Origin of the sequence: Polaromonas sp., from assembly GCF_030680935.1 — a bacterium.
GTDB lineage: Bacteria > Pseudomonadota > Gammaproteobacteria > Burkholderiales > Burkholderiaceae_C > Polaromonas.
Map to the genome: position 1 here is coordinate 36793 of NZ_JAUXUP010000047.1, position 23817 is coordinate 60609.

The window sequence follows — 23817 nt, forward strand, 5'->3', positions numbered from 1 at the left end:
CCCATAAATCGCCCATGAAAGCTTCCCAGTTCTTCATTTCCACCCTCAAGGAAGCGCCCGCCGACGCCGAAGTGGCCAGCCACCAGCTGATGATGCGTGCCGGCATGATCAAAAAACTGGGCGCCGGCATTTACAACTACATGCCTATGGGCCTGCGCGTGATCCGCAAGGTGGAAGCCATCGTCCGGGACGAAATGAACCGCGCTGGTGCCGTCGAGATGACCATGCCGGTGATCCAGCCGGCCGAGTTCTGGCAGGAAACCGGCCGCTTCGAGTCCATGGGCCCGGAGCTGTTGCGTATCAAGGACCGCCACGGCCGCGATTTTGTGGTGCAACCCACCAGTGAGGAAGTGGTCACCGATGTGGTGCGCCAGGACATCAAGAGCTACAAGCAGCTGCCGAAAAACCTGTACCAGATCCAGACCAAGTTCCGCGACGAACGCCGGCCGCGCTTCGGGCTGATGCGTGGGCGCGAGTTCATCATGAAGGACGCCTACAGTTTTGACCGGGACCAGACTGCGGCCAAGGCCAGCTACCAGGTTATGGCGGCCGCCTACCGCCGGATTTTCGACAGGTTCGGCCTGCGCTACCGCGCGGTGGCAGCCGACAGCGGCGCGATCGGCGGCGACCTCAGTGAAGAGTTTCAGGTGATTGCCGCCACCGGCGAAGACGCGATTGTTTATTGCCCAACGAGTGACTACGCCGCCAACATGGAAAAGGCCGAAGCACTGGCGCCCCAGGGTGCGCGCCAGGCTGCTTTACAGCCACTCACCAAAACTCCGACGCCCGGCAAGGCGACCTGCACCGACGTCGCTGAGTTGCTAGATATACCAATTCAACGTACGGTGAAATCGTTGGTCTTAGCAGTGGATCCCGGTGAGCCTACGGTTCGAATGGATTTGGGTTTATCCGGAGCCACGACCGCACGACCCTCCATTTATCTGCTTCTCCTAAGGGGAGATCACGATATGAACGAAGTCAAAGTGCGCAAGATTAAAGGTCTGAGCAATTTCCGCATGGCTACTTCAGACGAAATTGAAGGTTGTTTCGGCTGTAGACCAGGTTATCTGGGGCCTATCAATCGTCAAGGAGGATGGGCTACCGGTCTCCTTCAGGACCAAACAGCTATTCATCTAGTGGTTGACAGGGAGGTAGCGGTATTGAGCGATTGGGTCTGTGGCGCAAATGAAGCGGGCTTTCACCTCACCGGCGTCAACTGGGGCCGCGACCTGCCCGAGCCTGAGCTGATCGCCGACATCCGCAACGTGGTCGCAGGTGATGCCTCACCCGACGGCCAAGGGGTACTGGCGATCGAGCGTGGTATTGAAGTCGGTCATGTGTTTTACCTCGGCACCAAATACAGCCAGGCCATGAACGCGACCTTTCTTGGCGAAAACGGCAAGCCGCAATTTTTTGAAATGGGCTGCTACGGCATCGGCATCACGCGCCTGCCCGCTGCGGCGATTGAGCAGAACCACGATGAGCGCGGCATCGTCTGGCCGGACGCGATTGCGCCTTTCACCGTGGTGCTCTGCCCAATCAGCCCGGACCGCTTCCCCGAAGTCGCGGCTGCCGCCAGCAAACTTTACGCAGAACTGCTGGCTGCGGGCGTGGACGTTATTCTTGATGACCGCAACGAGAGGCCCGGTGCCATGTTTGCCGACTGGGAGCTGATTGGTGTGCCACACCGCATCACGATTGGCGACCGGGGCATAAAAGACGGGCAGCTCGAATACCAGCACCGCCGTGATGAGGCTTCCACCAAGGTAGGCGTTGCCGAAGCATTCACCTTTCTCAAGGGAAAGCTGGCCGTCTGAGATACATGGCTGCTTACGACTCACTCTTGTGCTGGCCCGGCGGTGCCGCCACGCCAGCTACCGATGCAGCGGAGATATCAAGAAGAAAGTGCCTCCAGTCCCTGTCAGTACTGGGCGGATCGCTATTATTTTCAGAGCAACTCTGGGCTGGTGCACAGATAGAGGAGCCGCTGATTGACTCGGTTCGTACGGCGCTGAGCTCGGCTGTGGCCAACCAGGCGCCGCCGGTGCCTGAATTTCGTGACACCGAAACCCGCCTGGTTTACCTGCGCTGGCTCGGCGCGATGAGCGACCGGCTGAAGAAGAAAAAACCCGAGTGGCAGATCCGCAAGGAGTTTTTGCAGACCGTCTGGTACGAAAGCAAACGCGCCGGCCTTGACGTGGCGCTGGTGCTGGGCTTGATTCAGGTCGAGAGCAACTTCCGCAAGTTCGCCGTCAGCCGCGTAGGTGCGCGCGGCTACATGCAAGTCATGCCCTTCTGGACGCGTGTGATCGGCGACGGCGACGCCGGCAAGCTGTTTCACATGCAGACCAACCTGCGTTTTGGCTGCGTGATCCTGCGCCACTACCTGGACCGGGAAAAAGGCGACCTGTTCATGGGACTGGGCCGCTACAACGGCTCGCGCGGCAAGGCGCCCTACCCTGACGCGGTACTGGGCGCCAAAAAAGTCTGGGACTTCAGCTAGGACCGGCTAGCAGGAAGTTGCCGCGTGCTGTTTTGCCCGGCAAGCCCGAATCGGCACTGCTTTCGTCTTTGAGCAGTACACCCGACAGCTGGCGCCTTTGCATTTCCGAGATCAGGTAGTGCACCTTGATGGCCGCCTCTTCACAGGAAAGGCCCATGGGCCGGATGTTGGAAATGCAGTTGCGGCTGGCGTCCGTCAGGCCCACGCGCGGCATCCAGCTCAGGTAGGCGCCCAGGCTGTCGGGTGAGCTCAGACCGGGGCGCTCGCCGATCAGCAGTAACAGCGCCCTGGCCCCCAGCAACTGGCCGATTTCGTCGCCCACCGCCACGCGCCCCTGCCTGACGATGACCAGCGGCGCCAGCGACCACTGCGCAGCGCTTAAGTGCGGCTGCAGGGCCCGCAACAGCGGTACCGCCTGTTGCGCCACAGCCAGCGCGGACAAACCATCGGCAACCACCACCGCCAGATCGAACCCGTGCGCCATTGCCTCGTCTGGAAATGCTTTCAGGCGCCCGCGCGAGGCATCGCTCAGGCGACGGCCCAGATCGGGCCGCTGCAAATACTGCAGGCGGTCAGCTGCTGCGCTCTCCAGCACCAAAGCCTCCCCGGCTTGGGTCAGACCCGCGCTTTCAAGTTCTTGCAAAAGCTGCGGCACATCCAGCGCCAGGTGCACCGCGTCGCGCGCTCGCGCATGGGCCAGTTGAAACGCCAGCTGCGGCTGCGTCGGCAGGCTGACCCCGCTGCGGCCAAGCGCAATACGTGCCGCCGTGAACTGGCGCAGCTGCTGCCAGGGGTTGTCGATCACCGAGGTCGGCACGGGGGCGGGGACAGGCTTCATGGCGCTGATGTGATTCAGGACACGCGCAGCAGGGCATCGCGAAACGCTGGCGGTATTTGCTCGACAAGCTGGGGCAACCCGCCGGCCTTGCCTGGCTTGAGAATCTGCATTTTTTCCAGCCAGGCCTCAAATTCCGGCGCCGGCCGGAGGCCCAGCACGCGCCGCGCATACAGTGCGTCGTGAAACGAAGTGCTTTGGTAGTTCAGCATGATGTCGTCCGATCCCGGTACACCCATCACAAAAGTGCAGCCGGCCACGCCCAGCAGCGTCAGCAACACATCCATGTCGTTCTGGTCGGCCTCGGCATGGTTGGTGTAGCAGGTGTCGCAGCCCATGGGCAGGCCCAGCAGCTTGCCGCAAAAATGGTCTTCGAGTCCGGCGCGGATGATCTGCTTGCCGTCGTACAGGTACTCGGGCCCGATGAAACCGACCACGCTGTTGACCAGCAGGGGCTTGAAGTGGCGCGCCACGGCGTAGGCCCGCGCCTCGCAAGTCTGCTGATCCATGCCGTGGTGGGCACCGGCCGACAGTGCGCTACCCTGCCCGGTTTCAAAATACATCAGGTTGTTGCCCACGCTGCCGCGGCCCAATGACAATGCGGCGCTGCGGGCCTCGGCCAGCAACGCCAGGTCGATGCCGAAACTGCGATTGGCGGCCTCGGTCCCGGCAATCGACTGAAACACCAGGTCTACCGGCGCGCCCCGCTCGATCGCCGCCAGGGTGTTGGTGACATGCGTCAGCACACACGATTGCGCCGGAATCGCATAACGCTGGATGATCTCGTCAAGCATGCCCAGCAGCCGGACCACTTGCGGCACGTTGTCGGTGGCGGGGTTGATACCGAATACCGCATCACCGCTCCCGTACAGCAGCCCGTCTAGCAGGCTGGCAGCAATGCCGGCCGTGTCATCGGTCGGGTGATTCGGCTGCAGCCGGGTGGACAGCCGCCCCGGCAGGCCTATGGTGTTGCGAAACGCCGTGACCACACGGCATTTCTGCGCTGCCAGAATCAGGTCCTGGTTGCGCATGAGCTTGGAAACTGCGCCCGCCATTTCAGGCGTGATACCGGGAGCGACGCGGGCCAGCACAGCGCTGTCCACCCCATCGCTCAGCAACCAATTGCGAAAGTCGCCGACCGTCAGGTGGCTGATGGGCGCAAACGCAGCGGCATCGTGGCCATCTATGATCAAGCGCGTGACCTCGTCATCTTCGTAAGGCACCAAGACTTCGCTGAGGAAGGTGACCAGCGGCAACTGAGCCAGCGTCATCTGCGCCACCACCCTTTCTTCATCGGTGGAAGCCGCCACACCGGCCAGCACATCGCCCGAACGCAGGGGCGAGGCTTTGGCCAAGAGGTCTTTCAGGTCATGAAAGCGATAGGTCGTCGTGCCCAGGGTGTGGCTGAATTGGTGGCCTGTCATGCGGGCAATCCTTGCACACTGCCGCTGACTTGGCAACGGCCCTGCATGTCGGTGCCGCATCCCTGAATGCGCGTGGTCGTGATGTCTCACCGGCAGAAAAAAAGCCAGATGACCCGGTGGGCACGCGGACTATCATGTCAAATCTGCTCCCAGCCCTTACCCCACCTGAGCAAGCAGCTATAAATTACATAGCAAACTACGCCCCCAAAGGGGCTCAGGAGGTCTTCAGTGAAACAGGCGACAGCGTTGCCTGCGTGAGGCGCTGCTCTTCGGCAAACCATGTCAGCACTGGCAGCGTACCGGGCAGGACCGGCTGAACCTCCACCGGCAAACGCTGCCAGGCGCACTGCTGGCCCTCCCGCATGTGCAATTCACCAGCCCAGTGAAAGACCTTGCAGAAATTGAGCCGCACCAGCGCGTGTGGATAGTCCACCAGCTCCACCTTCCACGGATGGGCGGCGTCTATCGTGATGCCGATTTCTTCGTGCAGCTCGCGGCGAAGGGCGTGCTCTACCGTTTCGCCGGCTTCCAGCTTGCCGCCCGGGAACTCCCAGTAGCCTTCGTACACCTTGCCCGCTGGCCGCGACGTCAGCAGGAAATCACCGTTGGCACGCACCAGCACGCCGACCGCGACGTCCACCACAGCGCGGTCCGCGCCGCCCTCGCGCGGCCGCTCTGCATCGGCGACCAGCACCTTCATGTTGAGTGATCAGGGGCCTGATCGCCTTCGCCGGGCAACACTGCCGCGCCAGGCCGCTCATAGGCGGCGATGGCAGGCGCCACCACGGGCCGGCTGGCGCTGTCAGTGCCGGCGTAATCACGGGCGAACTGGTAGGCCACACGACCACTGCGTGAGCCGCGCTCCAATGCCCAGACCAGCGATGCCGGTTTGGCCGCCGCAATGGCTTCCTGAGACACACCAAAAGACGACAACCACTGCGCCACGATGGTCAGGTATTCCTCCTGGCTGAAGGGGTAGAAACTGACCCACAGGCCAAAGCGCTCGGACAGCGATATCTTTTCTTCGACCACTTCGCCCGGATGCACTTCACCGTCGTCGGTGTGGGTGTAGCTGAGGTTTTCTTTCATGTACTCAGGCAACAGGTGGCGCCGGTTGCTGGTGGCGTAAATCAGCAAATTGGGCGCACTGGCAGCGACCGAGCCGTCGAGCACCGATTTGAGCGCTTTGTAGCCGGACTCCCCCTCGTCAAAACTCAGGTCATCACAAAACACAATGAATTTTTCGGGCCGTCCGGTGACGATATCGACAATGTCGGGCAGGTCGGTCAGATCGGCCTTGTCCACCTCGATCAGGCGCAAACCCTGGGGAGCATATTCGTTCAAGCAGGCGCGGATCAGTGAGGATTTGCCGGTCCCGCGCGAGCCGGTGAGCAGTACGTTGTTGGCCGGCTGACCCTCCACAAACTGGCGCGTGTTGCGCTGGATTTTTTCTTTCTGGCCGTCGATCTCTTTCAGGTCTGCCAGATGCATCACTCCCAGGTATTTGATGGCTTCCAGCGCGCCGTGGCCAGAGCTGCGTTTGCGGTAGCGCCAGGCGACGGTTTGGCCCCAGTCGGGCGCTGTCAGGGGCTGCGGCAGCACGGACTCTATCCGCGCTAGGAGTTGCTCCGCACGGTCTATCAATCGCTCAAACTTTTCGTTCACAGGCTACCCCCTGCGCGGGCTATCGCGGAACCGGCTCTGCCGGGCCGCGGATGGCACCCTCTCGAGGGGGAGGCGCCGCAGGCGATTCGGGGGCGGCTCATGATCTGTAGTCGGCATTGATCTTGACATAGTCATAAGACAGGTCGCAGGTCCAGACGGTGTCCGATGTCGTGCCCCGGCCCAGCAGCACGCGCACGGTGATTTCGCTTTGTTTCATGACGCGCTGGCCATCGGCCTCAACATAAGCTTCGTGCCGACCGCCGTTTTTGGCCACCAGCACGTCGTCCAGGTACAAATCGATCTTCGTCTGGTCAAGATCGCTGATGCCGGCGTAGCCGACTGCGGCCAGGATGCGGCCCAGATTCGGGTCGCTGGCAAAAAACGCGGTTTTGACCAGCGGAGAATGCGCAATCGCATAAGCCACCTGGCGGCATTCTGCGCCTGTCTTGCCCCCTTCAACCGTGATGGTGATGAACTTGGTGGCACCTTCACCGTCACGCACGATGGCCTGCGCCAACTTGCGGGCGATGTCCAGCATTGCCGCCTTAAGGGTCTGCCCGTCCGCGCTGTCCAGCGAGGTGATGGGCGCATGTTTGGCCTGATTCGTCGCGATCACGACAAAAGAATCGTTGGTCGAGGTGTCACCGTCCACCGTGACGCGGTTGAAGGAACCTTCGGCCAGCTCGCTGGCCAGTCGCGCCATCAGCGGCTGCGCTACACAGGCGTCGGTGGCCAGAAAACCGAGCATGGTCGCCATGTTTGGCCGTATCATGCCAGCGCCTTTGCTGATGCCGGTGATGGTGACCGCCGCGCCGCCCAGCGTGATGCGGCTGGAAAATGCCTTGGCCACCGTGTCTGTGGTCATGATGGCTTCAGCCGCCCTGGCCCAGTGGTTTTCCTGGGCATCGGCCAATGCGGCAGGCAGGCCCGCCGCAATACGCTCGTGCGGCAGGGGCTCCATGATCACGCCGGTAGAAAACGGCAGGATTTGTTCAGGTGAAATATTCAGCTCGCGCGCCAGCGCGATACAGCTGGACTGGGCGCGGCTCAGGCCATCTGTACCGGTGCCGGCGTTGGCGTTACCGGTGTTGATCAGCAGCGCGCGTATGCCCAGACTTTTACCGCCATTTTTGGCCAGGTGCTCGCGGCAGATTTGTACCGGCGCGGCGCAAAAACGGTTTTGCGTGAACACCGCACCGACCGAAGCGCCTTCGGCCAGCAGCAGCACCGACAGGTCCTTGCGGCCCGCCTTGCGAATACCGGCCTCGGCGATACCCCAGCGCACACCCGACACCGGATAAAGCTCAGCCTCAGGCGTGGCAAGCAGATTGACAGGCATGGTCTGTGGACTCCCCGGATAGCGGTTGATTGCGGTTGATGCCGCGGGAATTAGCTGAGCTTGCCGTGGCAGAGCTTGTATTTTTTGCCCGAGCCGCACGGACAAGGGTCGTTGCGGCCCACGCGGGCCACAGCGCCTGCGGGCAAGGGCTGCTTGTGCTGGTAGGCGCTGTCGTCCACCGTGGTTTCCACATCGCCGGATTCTGTTGGCCCGGTGTAAGTCACGTTGGAGATGCGCTCGGCCCGGTCTTCCATTTCTTCGGCGGCCTGGCCGAGCTGTTCGCTGGACTGCACCTGGACCGTCATCAGTATCTTGGTGACCTCGTTCTTCACGCTGTCGAGCAACTGGCCAAACAGCTCGAAAGCTTCGCGTTTGTACTCCTGCTTGGGCTGCTTCTGTGCATAACCGCGCAAGTGGATGCCCTGGCGAAGGTAGTCCAGCGAGCTCAGGTGCTCACGCCAGTGCGTGTCTATGCTTTGCAGCAGCACGATGCGCTCAAACTGGGTGAAATTTTCCTCGCCAATTTTCTCGACCTTGGCATCAAACGCTGCATTGGCAGCGGCGATCACCTTTTCCAGCAGGTCTTCATCGGTGATCGCGCTGGCCGCCTGCACCTCCGCCTGAAGCGCCAGTTCGATCTGCCACTCGTCACGCAGCACTTTTTCCAGCCCGGCGATGTCCCATTGCTCCTCAACGCTTTCCACCGGAATGTATTGCCGCGCCAGATCGGTGAAGCAGCCCTCACGCAGCGATGCAATCTGATCCTGCAGACTGACCGCGTCCATGATGTCGTTGCGCTGCTGGTAAATCACCTTGCGCTGGTCGTTGGCGACATCGTCATACTCCAGCAGCTGCTTGCGGATGTCAAAGTTGCGCGCTTCCACCTTGCGCTGGGCAGACTCGATGCTGCGCGTCACAATGCCGGCCTCAATCGCCTCGCCGTCCGGCATCTTCAATCGCTCCATGATGGCCCGCACCCGGTCACCGGCAAAAATGCGCATCAAGGTGTCGTCCAGGCTCAGGTAAAAGCGCGACGAGCCCGGGTCACCCTGGCGGCCCGAACGGCCGCGCAACTGGTTGTCGATACGGCGCGACTCATGGCGCTCGGTCGCGATGATGCGCAGGCCTCCGAGCGATTTGACTTTTTCATGCTCTTTCGCCCATTCGGCGCGCAGGCGCGCGATTTCTGCAGCCTTGCCCTCCTGGGGCACCTCCTCCATCGCTTCGACCGCTTCAACCTGCTTTTCCACATTGCCGCCAAGCACGATGTCTGTGCCCCGACCCGCCATGTTGGTGGCAATCGTGATCATGCCGGGGCGCCCCGCCTGCGCCACGATGTCGGCTTCGCGTGCATGCTGCTTCGCATTGAGCACCTGGTGCGGCAGCTTTTCCTTCTCCAGCAGCTGATCGATGATTTCTGAATTTTCAATCGAAGTGGTTCCTACCAGCACCGGCTGGCCGCGCTCGTGACACTCGCGGATATCCTGGATCGCAGCCTCGTATTTTTCGCGCGTGGTTTTGTACACCCGGTCCAGCTGGTCTTCGCGCCGGCTCGGGCGGTTCGGTGGAATCACCGTGGTCTCAAGACCGTAGATCTCCTGAAACTCGTAGGCCTCGGTATCGGCGGTACCGGTCATGCCGGCCAGCTTGCCATACAGCCGGAAATAGTTCTGGAAGGTAATCGATGCCAACGTCTGGTTTTCGGCCTGGATCTGAACGCCCTCTTTCGCCTCGACGGCTTGATGCAGGCCTTCGCTCCAGCGACGACCGGCCATCAGTCGCCCCGTGAATTCATCAACGATCACAATCTCGCCTTCCTGCACCACGTAATGCTGGTCACGGTGGTAGATGTGATTGGCGCGCAGCGCGGCGTACAGGTGATGCACCAGCGAGATATTCGCAGGGTCGTAGAGCGTGGCGCCCTCGGGGATCAGGCCCAGGCTGAACAGGATGCGCTCGGCGTTTTCATGGCCCTGCTCTGTCAGGAAAACCTGGTGTGTTTTTTCGTCCAGCGTGAAGTCGCCTGGCTTGATGACGCCCTCACCGGTGCGCGGATCGGCCTCTCCTTCCTGGCGCGTGAGCAGCGGCACCACTTTGTTAATGGCCAGGTACATCTCGGTGTGGTCTTCGGCCTGGCCGCTGATGATCAGCGGTGTGCGGGCTTCATCGATCAGGATGGAATCGACCTCATCGACGATCGCGTAATTCAGGCCACGCTGCACCCGGTCGGCCACCTCATACACCATGTTGTCGCGCAGGTAGTCGAAACCAAATTCGTTGTTGGTCCCATACGTGATGTCGGCGCGGTAGGCCTCCTGCTTTTCCCCACGTGACATGTTGGGCAGGTTGACGCCAACGGTCAGGCCGAGGAAGTTGTACAGCTTGCCCATCCATCGCGCATCGCGGCCGGCCAGATAATCGTTGACTGTCACTACATGCACACCCTTGCCAGTCAGTGCATTGAGGTAAACCGGCAAGGTGGCCGTCAGGGTTTTGCCCTCACCGGTTCCCATTTCTGAAATTTTGCCGTTGTGCAGGGCCATGCCGCCCAGCATCTGGACGTCGAAGTGGCGCATTTTCATGACGCGTTTGCTGCCCTCGCGCACCACTGCAAAAGCTTCAGGCAGGATGGCGTCCAGCGTCTCTCCCTGGGCAATGCGGTCTATGAACTCCCGGGTTTTGGCGCGCAAGGCGACATCGTCGAGCTTCTCCATCGGCGCTTCCAGGGCGGCAATGCGCTCTATGGATTTTCGGTAGGTTTTGAGCAGCCTGTCATTGCGGCTGCCGAAGATTTTGGTCAGGAAATTGGAAGCCATACATGCGAAGCCGCGCTGACAGCTCGCTTGAGCCGGCAGGGGGGCCGAAATCCCTTGTTGAGTATCGACTGAGATGTGGGCGCTGCCGGCTGATTTCAACCGCGCGCAAGCTGCGCATTTTACCTGTGCCGCAGGGCTATTTCGGTCGTGCCGTCTGTAGCAGCGGTGCCGGCGCCGGCCGGGGCGCGGCAAGCGCCACCGAGTTCGGCAGTTTCTGGCCCGCCGTGAGAAACTTTTGCGGGTCTTGGAACACACCCTGTACCAGCACCTCAAAATGCAGATGCGGGCCGGTGGACCGGCCGGTGGTGCCGACATCGGCAATTTTCTGGCCGCGTTTAACCAGATCGCCTTTTTTGACCCAGACCCGGGACGCATGGGCGTAACGCGATACCAGGTCATTGCCATGGTCAACCTCGACCATGTTCCCGTAGGCCGGGTGGTACTCCTGCGTCACCACCACACCACCGGCAGCAGCCAGTATGGGGGTACCGGGCTCGGCCGGAAAGTCCAGGCCGGTGTGTAGTGCCGAACGCCCGTTCAGCGGATCAATGCGCCAGCCAAACGACGAGCCCAAGGCGCCACTGGCTACCGGTTGCTGGGTAGGCACCATCATTTTCTTGATCTTCTGGTCAAACAGGCGGGACTCCATGACGGTCATCAAATCCACACGCTGGTCCGTCAACTTGTCCAGATCGGCGAGGGTGGCCTGTAACTCTTCCATGGTGAGGGATCGCCCGGTTACCAGTGCACCACCGCGCCCTGGCATGGTTTTGATTTCGTTCGGATTGACACCGGCCAGCCCCGACACCCGCTCACCCAGCGCTTCCAATTGCATCATCTTGGCCTGCATTTCCCCCAGCCGTTTGGCCATGGCATCGAGGTTTTCGCGAAGAAAGCGGTCGCGTTGCTCGAACTCGTCCCTGACCATCAGTTTGACGAGGCCGCCAATCACCGGCCAGCCCTCGCGCGCGCCCTTGAGGAAAACCCAGTGGTACATGCCAGCCGCCACCAGCATCAGCGCCAGCGCTGCCACAAAACCCGCAACCACCAGCTTGGTGCCGCTGAGATAGATGGCACGGCTTTGGGCAAGCCACGCATCCGTGATAATCAAATGCACTGGTCCATCTCCTTAACTACATGAGCCAACTGCCGTGAACTCCAGTCCCCGCCTGAACCGGGCCGTCAGCTTCAGCCAGGCCGCTGACAACTCCCCGTCGCTGGCCCGCCTGACCGAGCTGGTTCGTGAATCCAGCAGCAGGCTCAAGGACATCGAGTCGCTGATTCCTGAAGCACTGCGCTCCGCCATTCAGGCCGGACCCATCGACGGCGAGGCCTGGTGCCTGTTGATCAGCAGCAATGCAGCGGCAGCAAAAGTTCGCCAGTTGTTGCCCCTGATACAGGCCCGACTGATCAGCAAAGGTTGGAAGGTTACCTCAATTCGGCTGAAGATACTAATCAGCAGGAAATGAGGCGCCGCAAGGACAATCCGCCGCCAGCGCTTTGCAGGCCTCGGGGCGTTGCTATGAAACTGGGAGTCGCTGTGCCTGGAGGCGCTGGATCTGAGGGGTGGTGCCGCTTGTCGGATTCGAACTGACGACCTACCGCTTACAAGGCGGTTGCTCTACCAACTGAGCTAAAGCGGCACAAAACTTATTTTACTTGATGCGTTTGAGCGAGGGGCGTTTGCCTTGCTGCGGTTTGGGTGGATCGGGCGGCTCCGGCTCTTCTTCACGGCCCGACCCGGTACTGTTGGATAGCACCAATTGTACGATCCTCGCGTCCTGCCCCGAGACCGCATCTGGCGGCGCTGGCGCGGCAGGTGCCAGTGCCAGCGTCGCGCCGGTCTCAAGCGGCGACTGCACGCCGGTTGAAGGCGACGTCGCCAGTGGAAACGCCATGCCCTGGCCGTTTTCGCGCGCATAAATGGCAATCACGCGGCCTATGGGCACCATGATCTCGCGTGCGCTTCCGGCAAAGCGGGCTTTGAACTCGATGAAATCGTTGCCAAGTTTGAGCGAACTGGTGGCATCAAAACTGATGTTCAGCACGATCTCGTTGTTCTTCACATATTCACGCGGAACCTGCACGGTCTCGTCTACCGCCACCGCCACATAAGGCGTCAAACCGTTGTCGGTGCACCAGTCATACAGCGCACGGATCAGGTAGGGGCGGGTCGACGTGGAATCGAGCGCGTTCATGAAATCAGCCAATGGAAACCCACACCATTGTGTGCGCGCGCTCTTCACCAGCCGGGGCCGCGGAACCGGCTTCGGCCTGTCCTGAGCCTGTCGAAGGGCCGGGCCGCAGGCGCAGCGCCCCCCCGGGGGGCAGCGAGCTACACGCAGTGAGCGAGCGTGGGGGCTCCATTTACTTCCTCATGACCTTCTCGGAAGGGGTCAGCGCTTCGATGTAGGCCGGACGCGAAAAAATACGCTCAGCGTATTTAAGCAGTGGCGCCGCATTTTTCGACAGGTCAATGTCGTAGTAGTCCAGACGCCAGAGCAGTGGGGCAATCGCCACGTCCAGCATGGAGAAGTTGTCGCCCAGCATGAACTTGTTTTTCAGGAAAACCGGGGCAAGCTGGGTCAGGCGGTCACGGATGTGCGAACGGGCTTTTTCCAGCGCCTTGTCATTGCCCTTGGAAGCGCGCGCTTCGAGCGTGTTGACGTGAACAAACAGCTCTTTTTCGAAGTTGAGCAAAAACAGGCGTACGCGCGCGCGGTCCACCGGGTCGCCGGGCATCAATTGCGGGTGCGGGAAGCGCTCGTCGATGTACTCATTGATGATGTTCGACTCATACAGAATCAAGTCACGCTCGACCAGAATCGGCACCTGGCCGTAGGGGTTCATGACGTTGATGTCTTCGGGCTTGTTGTACAAGTCGACATCACGGATTTCGAAGTCCATGCCTTTTTCAAACAGCACAAAGCGGCAGCGGTGCGAGAACGGGCAGGTTGTGCCTGAATAAAGGACCATCATGGTGAGAACTCCTAAATGCAAAGGAGTGGAAGCGTTGACGGCGTCCACTCCAGAAGATGCCGGGAACGACGTCCCGGCGAAAAATTACTTGACGTCTTTCCAGAAGGCAGCGTTCAGGCGCCAGGCAACAAACGTCAGGATCAGCAGGAACATCAACACCCACACGCCCACCCTGACCCGCGTGTTCTGTGCCGGTTCGGCCATCCATTGCATATACCCCACCAGATCGCCCATCGCCTGGTCGTACTGCAAGGGTGTCATGGTGCCCGGGCTGATCTGCTTCCAGCTTTTGAAAACAGCCACTTTCTGGCCGTGTTCTTCGATGGTGTCATACACCGGCTCGCGCGCGCCCTGCAACTCCCAGAGGACGTGCGGCATGCCGACGTTGGGAAAGGCCAGGTTGTTCCAGCCGGTGGCCTTGGTTTCGTCGCGGTAATAGGTGCGCAGATAGGTGTACAGGTAGTCGGCTCCGCTGCCCCCCGCCCCGGCGCGTGAACGGGCCATCAGTGTCAAATCGGGCGGGTTGCCGCCAAACCAGTCCTTGGCCTGCTTCGGATCTATGGCCGCCTTCATGGTTTCGCCCACCTTGTCGGTGGCAAACAGCAGGTTGTCCTTGATCTGCTGCTCGGTCAGGCCAATGTCTGTCAGGCGGTTGTAGCGCATGAAGGCTGCCGAATGGCAGTTCAGGCAGTAGTTCACGAACAGCTTGGCGCCGTTTTGCAGGGCGCCCAGGTCGTTGGTCTTGTTGGGCGCCTTGTCCCAGGCGATACCTTCGCTCGCAGCAAAAGCGCAGTTGCCCGCCAGAGCCAGCACAGCAACACAGCCCAAGGCCAGTTTTTTCAGTGTCTTCATCATCATTTCAGGAATCTCCGGCTCAATGGGGATCAAAGGTGACGCGATCAGGGGGCGTCTTGAACGTCCCGAGACGGCTCCACCACGGCATCAGCAGGAAGAAGCCGAAATAAAACAGCGTACCGACTTGCGAGACACGCTCGTTGATCGCCGACGGTGGCTTGATGCCAAGATAACCAAGCACCACAAAATTGACGACAAAAATGGCGTACAGGTATTTGTGCCAGTCAGGTCGGTAGCGGATGGACTTGACCTCGCTGTTGTCCAGCCAAGGCAGGAAAAACAGGATGATGACCGCGCCACCCATGACCATCACACCCCAGAACTTGGCATCGATCATCAGCATGGCGGCAATCAGCACCACAGCAGCGCCGACAATGACAGCCTTGAAGATGCTGGCGATTTTTGCCTTGAGCACGCCCAGTACCGCGCCCAGCAGCACGCAGGCGATCAACGCATACATCATCTCGCTGGTGATGGCACGCAACATCGAGTAATACGGCGTGAAATACCAGACCGGAGCGATGTGCAGCGGGGTCTTGAGCGGGTCGGCTGGAATGAAGTTGTTGTACTCCAGGAAATAACCACCGGCTTCAGGCGCAAAGAAGATGATGGCCGAGAAAATCATCAGGAACACGCTGACTGCAAAAATGTCGTGCACCGTGTAATAGGGATGGAAGGGAATGCCGTCCAGAGGATGACCTGCAGCGTCTTTTTTGGCCTTGATCTCTACCCCATCCGGATTGTTGGAGCCCACTTCGTGCAGCGCAATCAGGTGCGCGACCACCAGGCCCAGCAGCACCAGCGGCACAGCAATCACGTGAAAGGCAAAAAAGCGGTTCAGTGTGGCGTCACCCACCACGTAGTCACCACGGATCAGCAGCGCCAGATCGGGGCCAATGAAGGGAATGGCAGCAAACAGGTTGACGATCACCTGGGCGCCCCAGTAGCTCATCTGACCCCAGGGCAACAGGTAGCCCATGAAGGCTTCGGCCATCAGGGCCAGGAAAATCGCGCAACCAAAAATCCAGATCAGCTCGCGCGGCTTGCGGTAGCTGCCGTAGATCAGACCACGGAACATGTGCAGATAGACCACCACAAAAAATGCCGAAGCGCCGGTCGAGTGCATATAGCGGATGAGCCAGCCCCAGGGCACGTCCCGCATGATGTATTCGACCGAGCCGAAGGCCAGCGCGGCATCGGGCTTGTAGTGCATGGTCAAAAAGATGCCAGTGACGATCTGGATGACCAGCACCAGCATTGCGAGCGAGCCAAACACATACCAGAAGTTGAAGTTTTTTGGTGCGTAGTACTCGGTCACATGCTCCTTCAGGAGCTTGCTCGCCGGAAAGCGGTTATCGACCCAGTTCATCAGCTTCGCTGCAGCTGGCGCGTCGGGGGAAAGTTCTTTGAATTCAGCCATAAAGGGTCCTAATTGCTAGTCGATGGGGGACCGTACGGGCAGCACAAGGCGCCGGCTGGGTCCAGCAAAGCTTCAGGCTTTTTTGTCCTCACCAATCAGCAGCTTGGCGTCTGACAGGTACATGTGGGGCGGCACTTCGAGGTTGTCCGGCGCCGGCTTGTTTTTGTACACACGGCCGGCCATATCGAAGGTCGAGCCGTGGCAGGCGCACAGAAAACCGCCGGCCCATTCGTCCGGCAGCGAAGGTTGGGCACCCGTGGTGAATTTGTCGCTGGGCGAGCAACCAAGGTGCGTGCAGATGCCGACAGCTACAAAATATTCGGGCTTGATGGAGCGGTTTTCGTTGCGGGCGTACTCAGGTGTGAATTCATCGGGTTTGCGCTCGGACTTGGGGTCGGCAAGCAGCGGGGTCAGCTTGGACAGGCCGGACAGCTGCTCCGGCGTGCGCCTGACAATCCAGACTGGTTTGCCGCGCCACTCCACCGTGAGCTTTTCGCCCGGTTTCATGGTCGAAATATCCACCTCTACCGAAGCGCCGGCGGCCTTGGCGCGCTCGGAGGGCTGAAAAGTGCTGACAAACGGCACCGCCGCAGCGGCCACACCGGCACCGCCGATCACGCCGGTGGTCACGATCCAGTTTCTTTTGTCTTTGTCAATCGGAGCGCCGGGTGGCACGTTGATACTTGCTTGCGTCATGGATGTCCTACAAGAACAGGGCTTGAAAAACTTGAAAAGGGCTTATTGGGGTCAACCCGGGATTGTAACGGAGCGCGCATGGCATTTTCAAGCTGCCCCGTCCATTCCGACCCGGCGGCTGCGGCATGGGCGGGCAAAAAGCGCGGCTCTCAAGCACGGCACAATAACTGATATTTCACCGCCGCACTACAAGGAGCACACCATGGGCATGATGCAGGAATTCAGGGAATTTGCTGTCAAGGGCAACGTCGTGGATCTGGCCGTGGGCGTGATCATTGGCGCCGCCTTTGGCAAGATTGTCGATGCGGCTGTCAGTGACCTGATCATGCCGGTGGTCGGCCTGGTCTTCGGCAAGCTTGACTTTTCCAGCTTGTACATACTGCTGGGCTCGGTGCCTCCTGGTACGGACATGTCGCTGGACGCGCTGCGAAAAGCCGGTGTGCCTGTGTTTGCTTATGGCCACTTCCTCACTGTGTCGCTCAATTTTTTCATTCTGGCGTTCATCATCTTCATGATGGTCAAGCAGATCAACCGGCTCAAGCGCCAGCAGCCCGAACCGGCGCCGGTTGCGGTGGTCACACCCGAAGACGTGGTGCTGCTGCGTGAAATTCGTGACAGCCTGAAAGCCCGGTAAAACTGGCGCAAGGCTATCGAATTAATAGCTTTCTGCGCCTGTCCCGATTAGGCCGAGGCCCTGTTTGGCTTTAAACCGGGACGCGACCAGCTGGCGCGCCATGCGAATCGCGGCGATCAGGCTGGCTGCGTCGGCCCGGCCCGTACCGGCAATGTCAAACGCGGTGCCGTGGTCCGGGCTGGTGCGCACCATCGGCAAGCCCAGCGTCACGTTGACGCCCTGCTCGACCCCGAGGTATTTGACCGGAATCAAACCCTGGTCGTGGTACATCGCCACCACCACATCAAACTCACCGGGCTGGCCCGCCTTGGCACGGGCCCGCATGAACACAGTGTCGGGCGCGAAGGGGCCACTCACGTCCATGCCTTCCTGGCGCGCCTGGGCGATGGCCGGGGCAATCACATCCTGCTCTTCGCGGCCAAACAGCCCGCCTTCACCGGCATGCGGATTAAGCCCGGCCACCGCAATACGGGGCGGGCCGCCCGAGGCGCTGCGCACCGACTGGTGTGTGATCCGCAAGGTCTGCAGCACGCGCTCCAAAGTGACTGCTTCGATGGCGTCACGCAGCGACAAATGAATACTCACCAGCACGGTCTTGAGTTCATCGTTGGCCAGCATCATGCGCACGGGTAGCGCCGAAAGCGCTTTGCCCACAAACGCTGCGGCCTGGGCCTGCAACAGTTCGGTGTGGCCGGGGTAAAACGACCACGCCCCGCCAGCAGCGGCCAGCGCCTCTTTGTGGATGGGCGCTGTGACCAAGGCGGCCACTTCACCGCGCAGCGCAGCCTGCGCCGCCCAGACAATACACTCGGCCGCCGCCCTGCCAGCCAAAGCACTGATTTGTCCATACGGGACAAGCGCCGGCAGCTCACATTTTTGAAGCACAGGAAGGCAGTGCGGCGGCACCGACTGCCAGTCGGCGACCGCATCCAGCACGGCCACCGGGCCGGCGCCAACCAGCGCGGCTGCCCGGCGCAGGCTGGCCACATCGCCAACCACCACGCAGCCCATCAGGTCGGCGGGGCAATCGCGAAAGGCTTTGGCAATGGTTTCCGGGCCTATGCCTGCCGGATCGCCCATGGTGATGACCAGCGGCAGGGCTACAGCCACGGAGAACCCCGGAGGTTGATCAGAGGGTTTCTCATGCCTTCCACATGCCATGGGAACAGCCCATAATGATTTGCAGGGCGCGGGCGCGCCCAAATGCCCAGCATCCAGTAGCTACGAACACGGATGGGCGGCAAAGCCACCGAACAGGGAGAAGCGAAGAAATGCATTCTGTCGGTATTCTCGCGCAAACCCTTGCCTTTGCGTCTGCGAACGGGTGGCCCTCTCCATGAACGCCGCAGAGACCATGGTCTGGAGCGCAGCTTCCGGCTCCATTGGCCTGGTGGTCTTGCTGGGCGCTGCTGACGCGCTCTACAGCCGCAGCAAGGCCAGCGTGCAAAGCCTGATTTACCTCAGTACCTGCTGGCTTTTTTTCACCCTGTTCAGTGGACTGCCGGCCAGCCTGGCCAGCGCCACCGGACAGTCCTGGCTGCACACCGCCCAGGTGCTGGTAGGGCCGCTGTGTGGAAGCCTGGGCACCTACGGCGCCGGCCACTGGCTCGCAGCCGCCAAACGTGACCGGTTGACCGATGTCAGCTTTCGCAGCATCAGCGCGGTTTGCCTGGCGGGCGGGCCACTGTGTCTGCTGCTGCCGTCGGGCTTGCAGCTTCCCGCCTCGGGCGCGCTGACCGTGCTGAGCCTGTCGGTAGCGCTGTGGGCAGCGGTACGCGCCACACAGCAGGGTGACCGCCTGGCCTGGGGGCTGGCCGCCGGCTGCATGCTGGCGCTACCACTGCAACTCGGTCTTTACTGGCTGACCTTGCAACCTGGCCAGCAATCGATCTTGCTACAGGCTGGAGTGGCCTTGCTGGGCTTGCTCAGCGTCTCGGTCATCGGCGTGACCCTGTGGCTGCGCAACCACCAGGATCTGCAAATCCGCCACGCCGGACAATCGCGGCGTGACCCCACCACACAGCTCTACAGCAGCGTGGTGATGGTGCAAAAAATCATAAGGGCGCAGCGCCGTCTGGCGCGAACCCGGCGCGACGGCGCGCTGATGGCGGTGCTGGTGTTTGAACCCGAGCGTCTGCTGGCTCAGGTTGGCCAGCACGGCCTGAACGAAATTTACGCCCAGCTGGCCAGGCGCATGCAGCGCCACACGGGTGTCGTTAACCCGGCCGGCAGATATTACGACCGCTGCTTTGTGGTGCTGATTGAAAGCCTGCACTCGCCGGGCTGGATTCGCACGCTGGGCTTGCGCGTCGCGTCCAGCCTGCGCAGGCCGATGGAAGTCGCCTCTATCGGTGGTGAGCGCATCAAGCTCAACGTGGACATCGGCGTCGGCATGGTGCACCTGACCGGCGCAGGCAAAGACGTGGCGCAAGCGCTGCATGACGCCGAAACCATGGCCAGCGCAGCGCGCGGCATGCGCTCACGCGCCGCCTTGCTGGACGAACTCAGTGGCCAACCTGTGCCCGTGGAAAACGCCGAGCTCGGCACCAGCTGGCACGCATTGCGCGCGTCGCGGCCTCATCATGTGCGCGCGCCGCACCATTTGCGGCACCGCAAATCTGCCGCCTGAGCCCCCGCCAGGCGCGTGGCGCTGCACCGGATGTCAGGCCGGGTTATCGATATCAATGAAGCTATGGGTGATACCGAACTGGGCCGCCACATGCCCGGCCACCGCGGGCGCGCCATAACGCTCGGAGGCATGGTGGCCGCAGGCGATAAACGCCACCCCCATTTCGCGCGCATGGTGCGCCTGAGGCTCGGAGATCTCGCCGGTGATGAAAGCGTCTGCGCCGGCTGCAATCGCATCTTCAAAATAGCCTTGCGCGCCACCCGTGCACCACGCTATGTTTTTAATAGCTGATTGCGCAGGTCCGACAAGGGCTACAGGCCGATTCAATACATGCTTGACATGCTCGGCGAGCTTTTCGGCGCTGTCAAAGCCCGCAGACGCGCCGCTGCGCATCCCCAGAAATCCCAGGTTGTTGTCACCGAAATAACGCTCCGCCTTCAGGCCGAGTTGCAGGCCCAGTTGGGCGTTGTTGCCCAGTTCTGGATGCGCATCCAGCGGCAGATGGTAGGCGTAGAGGTTGATGTCGTTGGCCAGCAGCAGCGCCAGGCGCTGCTTCATCCAGCCGGTCACCCGTCCATCCTGGCCGCGCCAGAACAGGCCGTGGTGCACAAAAATAGCATCCGCCTGCGCTGCCACCGCCGCCTCGATCAAGGCCAGGCTGGCGGTCACGCCCGAGATGATTTTGCGGATTTCAGGCTTGCCTTCCACCTGCAGGCCGTTCGGGCCGTAGTCCTTGAAGCGTTCGGGTTGCAGCAGGCTGTCAAAGGCGTCCAGCAACTCCGCACGTTTCACCCTCACGGTAAAAATCCTTCGACAGAGAGATAACGCTCGCCCGTGTCGTAATTGAAACCCAGCACCGTGCTGCCGGCAGGAATTCCGGGCAGCTTCTGCGCAATCGCGGCCAGCGTGGCGCCCGACGAAATACCGACCAGCAGACCCTCCTGCGCGGCACTGCGCCTGGCGTAGTCTTTGGCGGCGTCGCCTTCGACCTGGATGACGCCGTCGAGCAAAGAGGTGATCAGGTTGGCCGGGATAAAACCCGCCCCTATGCCCTGAATCGGATGTGGTGACGGTTTGCCGCCGCTGATGACCGGCGAGGCCGCTGGCTCTACGGCATACACCTTGGTGCGCGGAAACCTGGCCTTGAGGACCTGTGCCACCCCACTCAAGTGCCCGCCGGTGCCAACGCCGGTGATCAGGTAGTCCACACCCTGCGGAAAGTCAGCCAGGATTTCTTCTGCCGTGGTACGCACATGCACCTCGATGTTGGCGGGGTTTTCAAACTGCTGCGGCATCCAGGCGCCGGGGGTTTGCGCCACAAGTTCCTTCGCGCGGGCAATTGCCCCGTTCATGCCTTTTTCACGCGGGGTCAAATCAAAACTGGCACCGTAGGCCAGCATCAGCCTGCGCCGCTCGATGCTCATGCTGTCGGGCATGACCAGCACCAGCGTATATCCCTTGACCGCCGCTACCATGGCCAGACCGACACCGGTGTTGCCGGAGGTCGGCTCGATGATGGTGCCGCCGGGTTGCAGGGCGCCGGACTTTTCTGCCGCTTCGACCATGCTCAGCGCAATCCGGTCCTTGATGGAGCCACCGGGGTTGCTGCGCTCGGATTTGATGTAGATGTGGTGCGTCTGGCAGGCCGCGCCGAAGATGCGATTGATGCGGATATGCGGCGTGTGGCCTATGGTGGCGAGAACGCTGGAAGCTTTCATGGCGGGGTCCTTGGGTTGACCGCGTGGCAGCGGGCAGATGCCCTGCTGCGCGGGATCGACAAATTATGGCCCGTCCCGCAAGCGGCTGTTGCCCGCCGGCCGCGACAGAAAGGCAAAGTGGGGGAAAATCGCGACTCTTGGTAATTCCCTGTCGGCCCCCAATTGGCCCTTCAGGACGTTTTTGTCTTGACGGCGATTTTTTCTTCAGTACCTACCATGCGCAAATTCTGGCTCTTGTTTTCCCAAACCGCGACGGTGCTTCTCGCCGCCTATTTTGTCGTGGCCACCCTCCAGCCGCAGTGGCTGAACCGCCCGTCGGCGGGGGGCCTGGCGGTCATCGAGGCGCCTGCCGCGGCCGGTAGCCCCGGCGCGGCACCCGCCGGCAGTTTTGCCGCAGCCGCCAAGGCCGCCTCAGCCGCCGTGGTCAGCATCAACACCAGCAAGGCCGCAGCGCGCAACCCCAACATGAACGACCCCTGGTTCAAGTTTTTCTTTGGGGACCAGGGCGGACAAAGCGCGCCGCAGGTCGGACTGGGCAGCGGTGTCATCGTCAGTCCCAACGGTTACATCCTCACCAACAACCATGTCGTCGAAGGTGCGGATGACATCGAGGTCATTCTCAACGACACGCGCAAGGCCAAGGCCAAGGTCATAGGCACCGACCCAGAAACCGACCTGGCCATCCTGAAAATCGAGCTCGACAAACTGCCGGTCATTGTGCTCGGGAGCTCGGATACGCTTCAGGTAGGCGATCCAGTGCTGGCCATTGGGAACCCGTTTGGCGTCGGCCAGACGGTGACCAGCGGCATTGTCAGCGCGCTGGGCCGCAACCAGCTGGGCATCAACACCTTTGAGAACTTCATCCAGACCGATGCCGCCATCAACCCCGGCAATTCGGGCGGTGCGCTGGTGGACACGCAGGGCCGCTTGCTGGGTATCAATACGGCAATTTATTCGCGCTCCGGCGGTTCCATGGGCATAGGTTTTGCCATTCCGGTGTCTACCGGCAAGCAGGTGCTGGAAAGTATTGTGAAAGATGGCCAGGTCACGCGCGGCTGGATCGGGGTAGAGCCACAGGATTTGAGCCCTGAGGTGGCCGAGGCTTTTGGCATCAAGCCCGACAAGGTGAAGGCTGGGGGCGTGATCCTCACCGGGGTGCTGCAAAACGGCCCGGCGGCACAGGCCGGCATTTTGCCGGGCGACGTGATTCTTGAGGTGGCAGGCAAGCCGGTGCGCACCGTGACCGAGCTGCTGAGCGCAGTGGCCGGCTTGAAGCCGGGTGTATCGGCACCGCTGAGTGTGCTGCGCAAGGACAAAAAGAGCGAGATCGCGGTGGTACCAGGAACCCGTCAGCGTCCGAAGATCCAGCGCTGAAACCTCGAGCATATCAAGATGCTATCGATTTGATAGCTGCCTACGCAAGCCGGGAATGAGCTGCAGGCCGATTTGACCTCAAGGTTTGGCGGATTCGGTGTCCTCAGGCGCCTGTGTGTGCTTGATGAAAAGCTGCGCGGCCCAGATGCCGACCTCGTACAAAATGCACATCGGAATGGCCAGCGCCAGCTGCGACACCACGTCCGGCGGCGTCACGATGGCGGCAATCACGAAGGCCAGCACAATGAAGTAGCCGCGGAAGTTCTTGAGCTTTTCAATGCTGACAATGTTCATGCGTGCCAGCACCACCACCGCAATCGGCACCTCAAAGGCCATGCCGAAAGCCAGAAACATGCTCAGCACAAAACCGAGGTAGGCCTCGATGTCGGGCGCCGCCACAATCGACTTGGGTGCAAAACTCTGGATGAATTTGAAAACCTGGCCGAAGACAAAAAAGTAGCAAAAAGCCACACCGACAAAAAACAGAAGTGTGCTGGACACCACCAGCGGCATCACCAGCTTTTTTTCATGCGTGTACAGGCCAGGCGCTACAAAGGCCCAGACCTGGTAAAGCACCACCGGCAAAGCCAGCAGGAAAGCGGCCATCAGCAAAATCTTCAATGGCACCAGAAACGGCGAGATGACCGAGGTGGCGATAAGCGATGCGCCTTTGGGCAGCGTTGCCACCAGCGGCGCGGCCAGCAAATCAAACAACACGGCCGGGCCCGGATAAATGGCCAGCAGGGCGGCAGCGATGGCGATGGCGATGACCACGCGGATCATGCGGTCGCGCAGCTCCAGCAGGTGTTGCACAAAAGGCTGCTCGGTGCCCGCGAGTTCGTCGGGCTTGTCGGTGTTGGAATCGCTCATGAAGAAGGTGTGCGCGGGAATGTGATCAAAAACAGGAGCGGAAGTGGCAGTGTGACAAAG

22 protein-coding genes and 1 tRNA gene are annotated in these 23817 nt (G+C 61.0%); 6 read left to right on the forward strand and 17 right to left on the reverse strand.

The features are described 5' to 3' along the window. Window positions 1-14 precede the first annotated feature (14 nt). A complete protein-coding gene (locus tag Q8L50_RS12255; RefSeq protein WP_305348910.1) occupies window positions 15-1817 on the forward strand; it encodes a proline--tRNA ligase in 1803 nt (600 codons plus the stop codon). 5 nt (window positions 1818-1822) lie between these two features. Further along, complete coding sequence (locus Q8L50_RS12260) at window positions 1823-2503, forward strand: lytic transglycosylase domain-containing protein (RefSeq protein ID WP_305348911.1); 681 nt, start codon at window positions 1823-1825, stop codon at window positions 2501-2503. Here Q8L50_RS12260 and eutC read toward each other — a convergent pair. From eutC to Q8L50_RS12295, 7 genes are all read right to left on the reverse strand, one after another. Continuing rightward, a complete protein-coding gene (gene eutC, locus Q8L50_RS12265; protein WP_305348912.1) occupies window positions 2496-3341 on the reverse strand; it encodes an ethanolamine ammonia-lyase subunit EutC in 846 nt (281 codons plus the stop codon). The genes Q8L50_RS12260 and eutC overlap by 8 nt on opposite strands. A 14-nt stretch (window positions 3342-3355) precedes the next feature. After that, window positions 3356-4762, reverse strand: coding sequence for an ethanolamine ammonia-lyase subunit EutB (locus tag Q8L50_RS12270; protein WP_305348913.1), 1407 nt, complete (start codon window positions 4760-4762; stop codon window positions 3356-3358). Window positions 4763-4976: 214 nt separating this feature from the next. Continuing rightward, entirely contained in the window at window positions 4977-5462 is a 486-nt protein-coding gene (locus Q8L50_RS12275; RefSeq protein ID WP_305348914.1) for an NUDIX domain-containing protein, read from the reverse strand. Continuing rightward, entirely contained in the window at window positions 5459-6427 is a 969-nt protein-coding gene (locus Q8L50_RS12280) for an ATP-binding protein (protein WP_305348915.1), read from the reverse strand. Before Q8L50_RS12280 ends, Q8L50_RS12275 begins: the two co-directional genes overlap by 4 nt. A gap of 97 nt (window positions 6428-6524) precedes the next feature. Continuing rightward, window positions 6525-7766 (reverse strand): bifunctional glutamate N-acetyltransferase/amino-acid acetyltransferase ArgJ, encoded by a 1242-nt coding sequence (argJ, locus tag Q8L50_RS12285; RefSeq protein WP_305348916.1) that lies wholly within the window; start codon window positions 7764-7766, stop codon window positions 6525-6527. Window positions 7767-7816: 50 nt separating this feature from the next. After that, entirely contained in the window at window positions 7817-10582 is a 2766-nt protein-coding gene (gene secA, locus Q8L50_RS12290; RefSeq protein ID WP_305348917.1) for a preprotein translocase subunit SecA, read from the reverse strand. Window positions 10583-10718: 136 nt separating this feature from the next. Continuing rightward, complete coding sequence (locus tag Q8L50_RS12295; protein WP_305348918.1) at window positions 10719-11699, reverse strand: M23 family metallopeptidase; 981 nt, start codon at window positions 11697-11699, stop codon at window positions 10719-10721. Between the two features lie 34 nt (window positions 11700-11733). Here Q8L50_RS12295 and Q8L50_RS12300 point away from each other — a divergent pair, with 34 nt between their 5' ends. Continuing rightward, the gene (locus Q8L50_RS12300; RefSeq protein ID WP_370869792.1) at window positions 11734-12051 is read left to right on the forward strand and encodes a hypothetical protein; all 318 of its coding nucleotides are present in this window, start codon (window positions 11734-11736) and stop codon (window positions 12049-12051) included. Between the two features lie 98 nt (window positions 12052-12149). Here Q8L50_RS12300 and Q8L50_RS12305 read toward each other — a convergent pair. The 6 genes from Q8L50_RS12305 to petA form a co-directional block, all read right to left on the reverse strand. Next, window positions 12150-12225, reverse strand: a tRNA-Thr gene (locus tag Q8L50_RS12305). 12 nt (window positions 12226-12237) lie between these two features. Beyond that, window positions 12238-12780 (reverse strand): ClpXP protease specificity-enhancing factor, encoded by a 543-nt coding sequence (locus Q8L50_RS12310; protein WP_305348919.1) that lies wholly within the window; start codon window positions 12778-12780, stop codon window positions 12238-12240. 169 nt (window positions 12781-12949) lie between these two features. Beyond that, the gene (locus Q8L50_RS12315) at window positions 12950-13561 is read right to left on the reverse strand and encodes a glutathione S-transferase N-terminal domain-containing protein (protein ID WP_305348920.1); all 612 of its coding nucleotides are present in this window, start codon (window positions 13559-13561) and stop codon (window positions 12950-12952) included. Window positions 13562-13645: 84 nt separating this feature from the next. Then, window positions 13646-14413 carry a cytochrome c1 gene (locus Q8L50_RS12320; RefSeq protein WP_305349028.1) on the reverse strand — a complete coding sequence of 256 codons (768 nt, stop codon included), beginning with the start codon at window positions 14411-14413 and terminating at the stop codon, window positions 13646-13648. A gap of 22 nt (window positions 14414-14435) precedes the next feature. After that, complete coding sequence (locus Q8L50_RS12325; RefSeq protein WP_305348921.1) at window positions 14436-15836, reverse strand: cytochrome bc complex cytochrome b subunit; 1401 nt, start codon at window positions 15834-15836, stop codon at window positions 14436-14438. Between the two features lie 72 nt (window positions 15837-15908). After that, entirely contained in the window at window positions 15909-16532 is a 624-nt protein-coding gene (gene petA / locus Q8L50_RS12330; protein WP_305348922.1) for a ubiquinol-cytochrome c reductase iron-sulfur subunit, read from the reverse strand. A gap of 202 nt (window positions 16533-16734) precedes the next feature. Between petA and mscL the strand changes: the two genes are divergently transcribed. Next, window positions 16735-17166 carry a large conductance mechanosensitive channel protein MscL gene (gene mscL / locus Q8L50_RS12335; RefSeq protein WP_305348923.1) on the forward strand — a complete coding sequence of 144 codons (432 nt, stop codon included), beginning with the start codon at window positions 16735-16737 and terminating at the stop codon, window positions 17164-17166. A 21-nt stretch (window positions 17167-17187) separates the two neighbouring features. On the opposite strand, the gene pdxA is transcribed toward mscL, so the two are convergent. After that, window positions 17188-18276: a 4-hydroxythreonine-4-phosphate dehydrogenase PdxA gene (gene pdxA, locus Q8L50_RS12340; protein WP_305348924.1), complete on the reverse strand. Its 1089-nt coding sequence runs from the start codon at window positions 18274-18276 to the stop codon at window positions 17188-17190. Between the two features lie 226 nt (window positions 18277-18502). Here pdxA and Q8L50_RS12345 point away from each other — a divergent pair, with 226 nt between their 5' ends. Further along, window positions 18503-19795 carry a diguanylate cyclase gene (locus Q8L50_RS12345; RefSeq protein ID WP_305348925.1) on the forward strand — a complete coding sequence of 431 codons (1293 nt, stop codon included), beginning with the start codon at window positions 18503-18505 and terminating at the stop codon, window positions 19793-19795. Window positions 19796-19828: 33 nt separating this feature from the next. On the opposite strand, the gene Q8L50_RS12350 is transcribed toward Q8L50_RS12345, so the two are convergent. Further along, window positions 19829-20593: a Nif3-like dinuclear metal center hexameric protein gene (locus tag Q8L50_RS12350; protein ID WP_305348926.1), complete on the reverse strand. Its 765-nt coding sequence runs from the start codon at window positions 20591-20593 to the stop codon at window positions 19829-19831. Continuing rightward, window positions 20590-21513 (reverse strand): cysteine synthase A, encoded by a 924-nt coding sequence (gene cysK, locus Q8L50_RS12355; protein WP_305348927.1) that lies wholly within the window; start codon window positions 21511-21513, stop codon window positions 20590-20592. The genes Q8L50_RS12350 and cysK overlap by 4 nt, the downstream gene beginning before the upstream one ends. Before the next feature lie 216 nt (window positions 21514-21729). On the opposite strand from cysK, the gene Q8L50_RS12360 reads away from it, so the two are divergent. After that, a complete protein-coding gene (locus tag Q8L50_RS12360; protein WP_305348928.1) occupies window positions 21730-22887 on the forward strand; it encodes a S1C family serine protease in 1158 nt (385 codons plus the stop codon). 78 nt (window positions 22888-22965) lie between these two features. Here Q8L50_RS12360 and tatC read toward each other — a convergent pair whose 3' ends face one another. Then, entirely contained in the window at window positions 22966-23757 is a 792-nt protein-coding gene (gene tatC, locus Q8L50_RS12365; protein WP_305348929.1) for a twin-arginine translocase subunit TatC, read from the reverse strand. Between the last annotated feature and the right edge of the window lie 60 nt (window positions 23758-23817).

Coding starts and splice junctions, on each gene's coding strand:
- cysK (WP_305348927.1), bottom strand. CDS start 21,513: ATGAAAGCTTCCAGCGTTCTCGCCACCATAGGCCACACGCCGCATATC.
- eutC (WP_305348912.1), bottom strand. CDS start 3,341: ATGAAGCCTGTCCCCGCCCCCGTGCCGACCTCGGTGATCGACAACCCC.
- tatC (WP_305348929.1), bottom strand. CDS start 23,757: ATGAGCGATTCCAACACCGACAAGCCCGACGAACTCGCGGGCACCGAG.
- Q8L50_RS12315 (WP_305348920.1), bottom strand. CDS start 13,561: ATGATGGTCCTTTATTCAGGCACAACCTGCCCGTTCTCGCACCGCTGC.
- petA (WP_305348922.1), bottom strand. CDS start 16,532: ATGACGCAAGCAAGTATCAACGTGCCACCCGGCGCTCCGATTGACAAA.
- Q8L50_RS12320 (WP_305349028.1), bottom strand. CDS start 14,413: ATGAAGACACTGAAAAAACTGGCCTTGGGCTGTGTTGCTGTGCTGGCT.
- Q8L50_RS12255 (WP_305348910.1), top strand. CDS start 15: ATGAAAGCTTCCCAGTTCTTCATTTCCACCCTCAAGGAAGCGCCCGCC.
- Q8L50_RS12310 (WP_305348919.1), bottom strand. CDS start 12,780: ATGAACGCGCTCGATTCCACGTCGACCCGCCCCTACCTGATCCGTGCG.
- secA (WP_305348917.1), bottom strand. CDS start 10,582: ATGGCTTCCAATTTCCTGACCAAAATCTTCGGCAGCCGCAATGACAGG.
- mscL (WP_305348923.1), top strand. CDS start 16,735: ATGGGCATGATGCAGGAATTCAGGGAATTTGCTGTCAAGGGCAACGTC.
- Q8L50_RS12360 (WP_305348928.1), top strand. CDS start 21,730: ATGCGCAAATTCTGGCTCTTGTTTTCCCAAACCGCGACGGTGCTTCTC.
- Q8L50_RS12345 (WP_305348925.1), top strand. CDS start 18,503: ATGAACGCCGCAGAGACCATGGTCTGGAGCGCAGCTTCCGGCTCCATT.
- Q8L50_RS12325 (WP_305348921.1), bottom strand. CDS start 15,836: ATGGCTGAATTCAAAGAACTTTCCCCCGACGCGCCAGCTGCAGCGAAG.
- Q8L50_RS12260 (WP_305348911.1), top strand. CDS start 1,823: ATGGCTGCTTACGACTCACTCTTGTGCTGGCCCGGCGGTGCCGCCACG.
- argJ (WP_305348916.1), bottom strand. CDS start 7,766: ATGCCTGTCAATCTGCTTGCCACGCCTGAGGCTGAGCTTTATCCGGTG.
- Q8L50_RS12275 (WP_305348914.1), bottom strand. CDS start 5,462: ATGAAGGTGCTGGTCGCCGATGCAGAGCGGCCGCGCGAGGGCGGCGCG.
- Q8L50_RS12270 (WP_305348913.1), bottom strand. CDS start 4,762: ATGACAGGCCACCAATTCAGCCACACCCTGGGCACGACGACCTATCGC.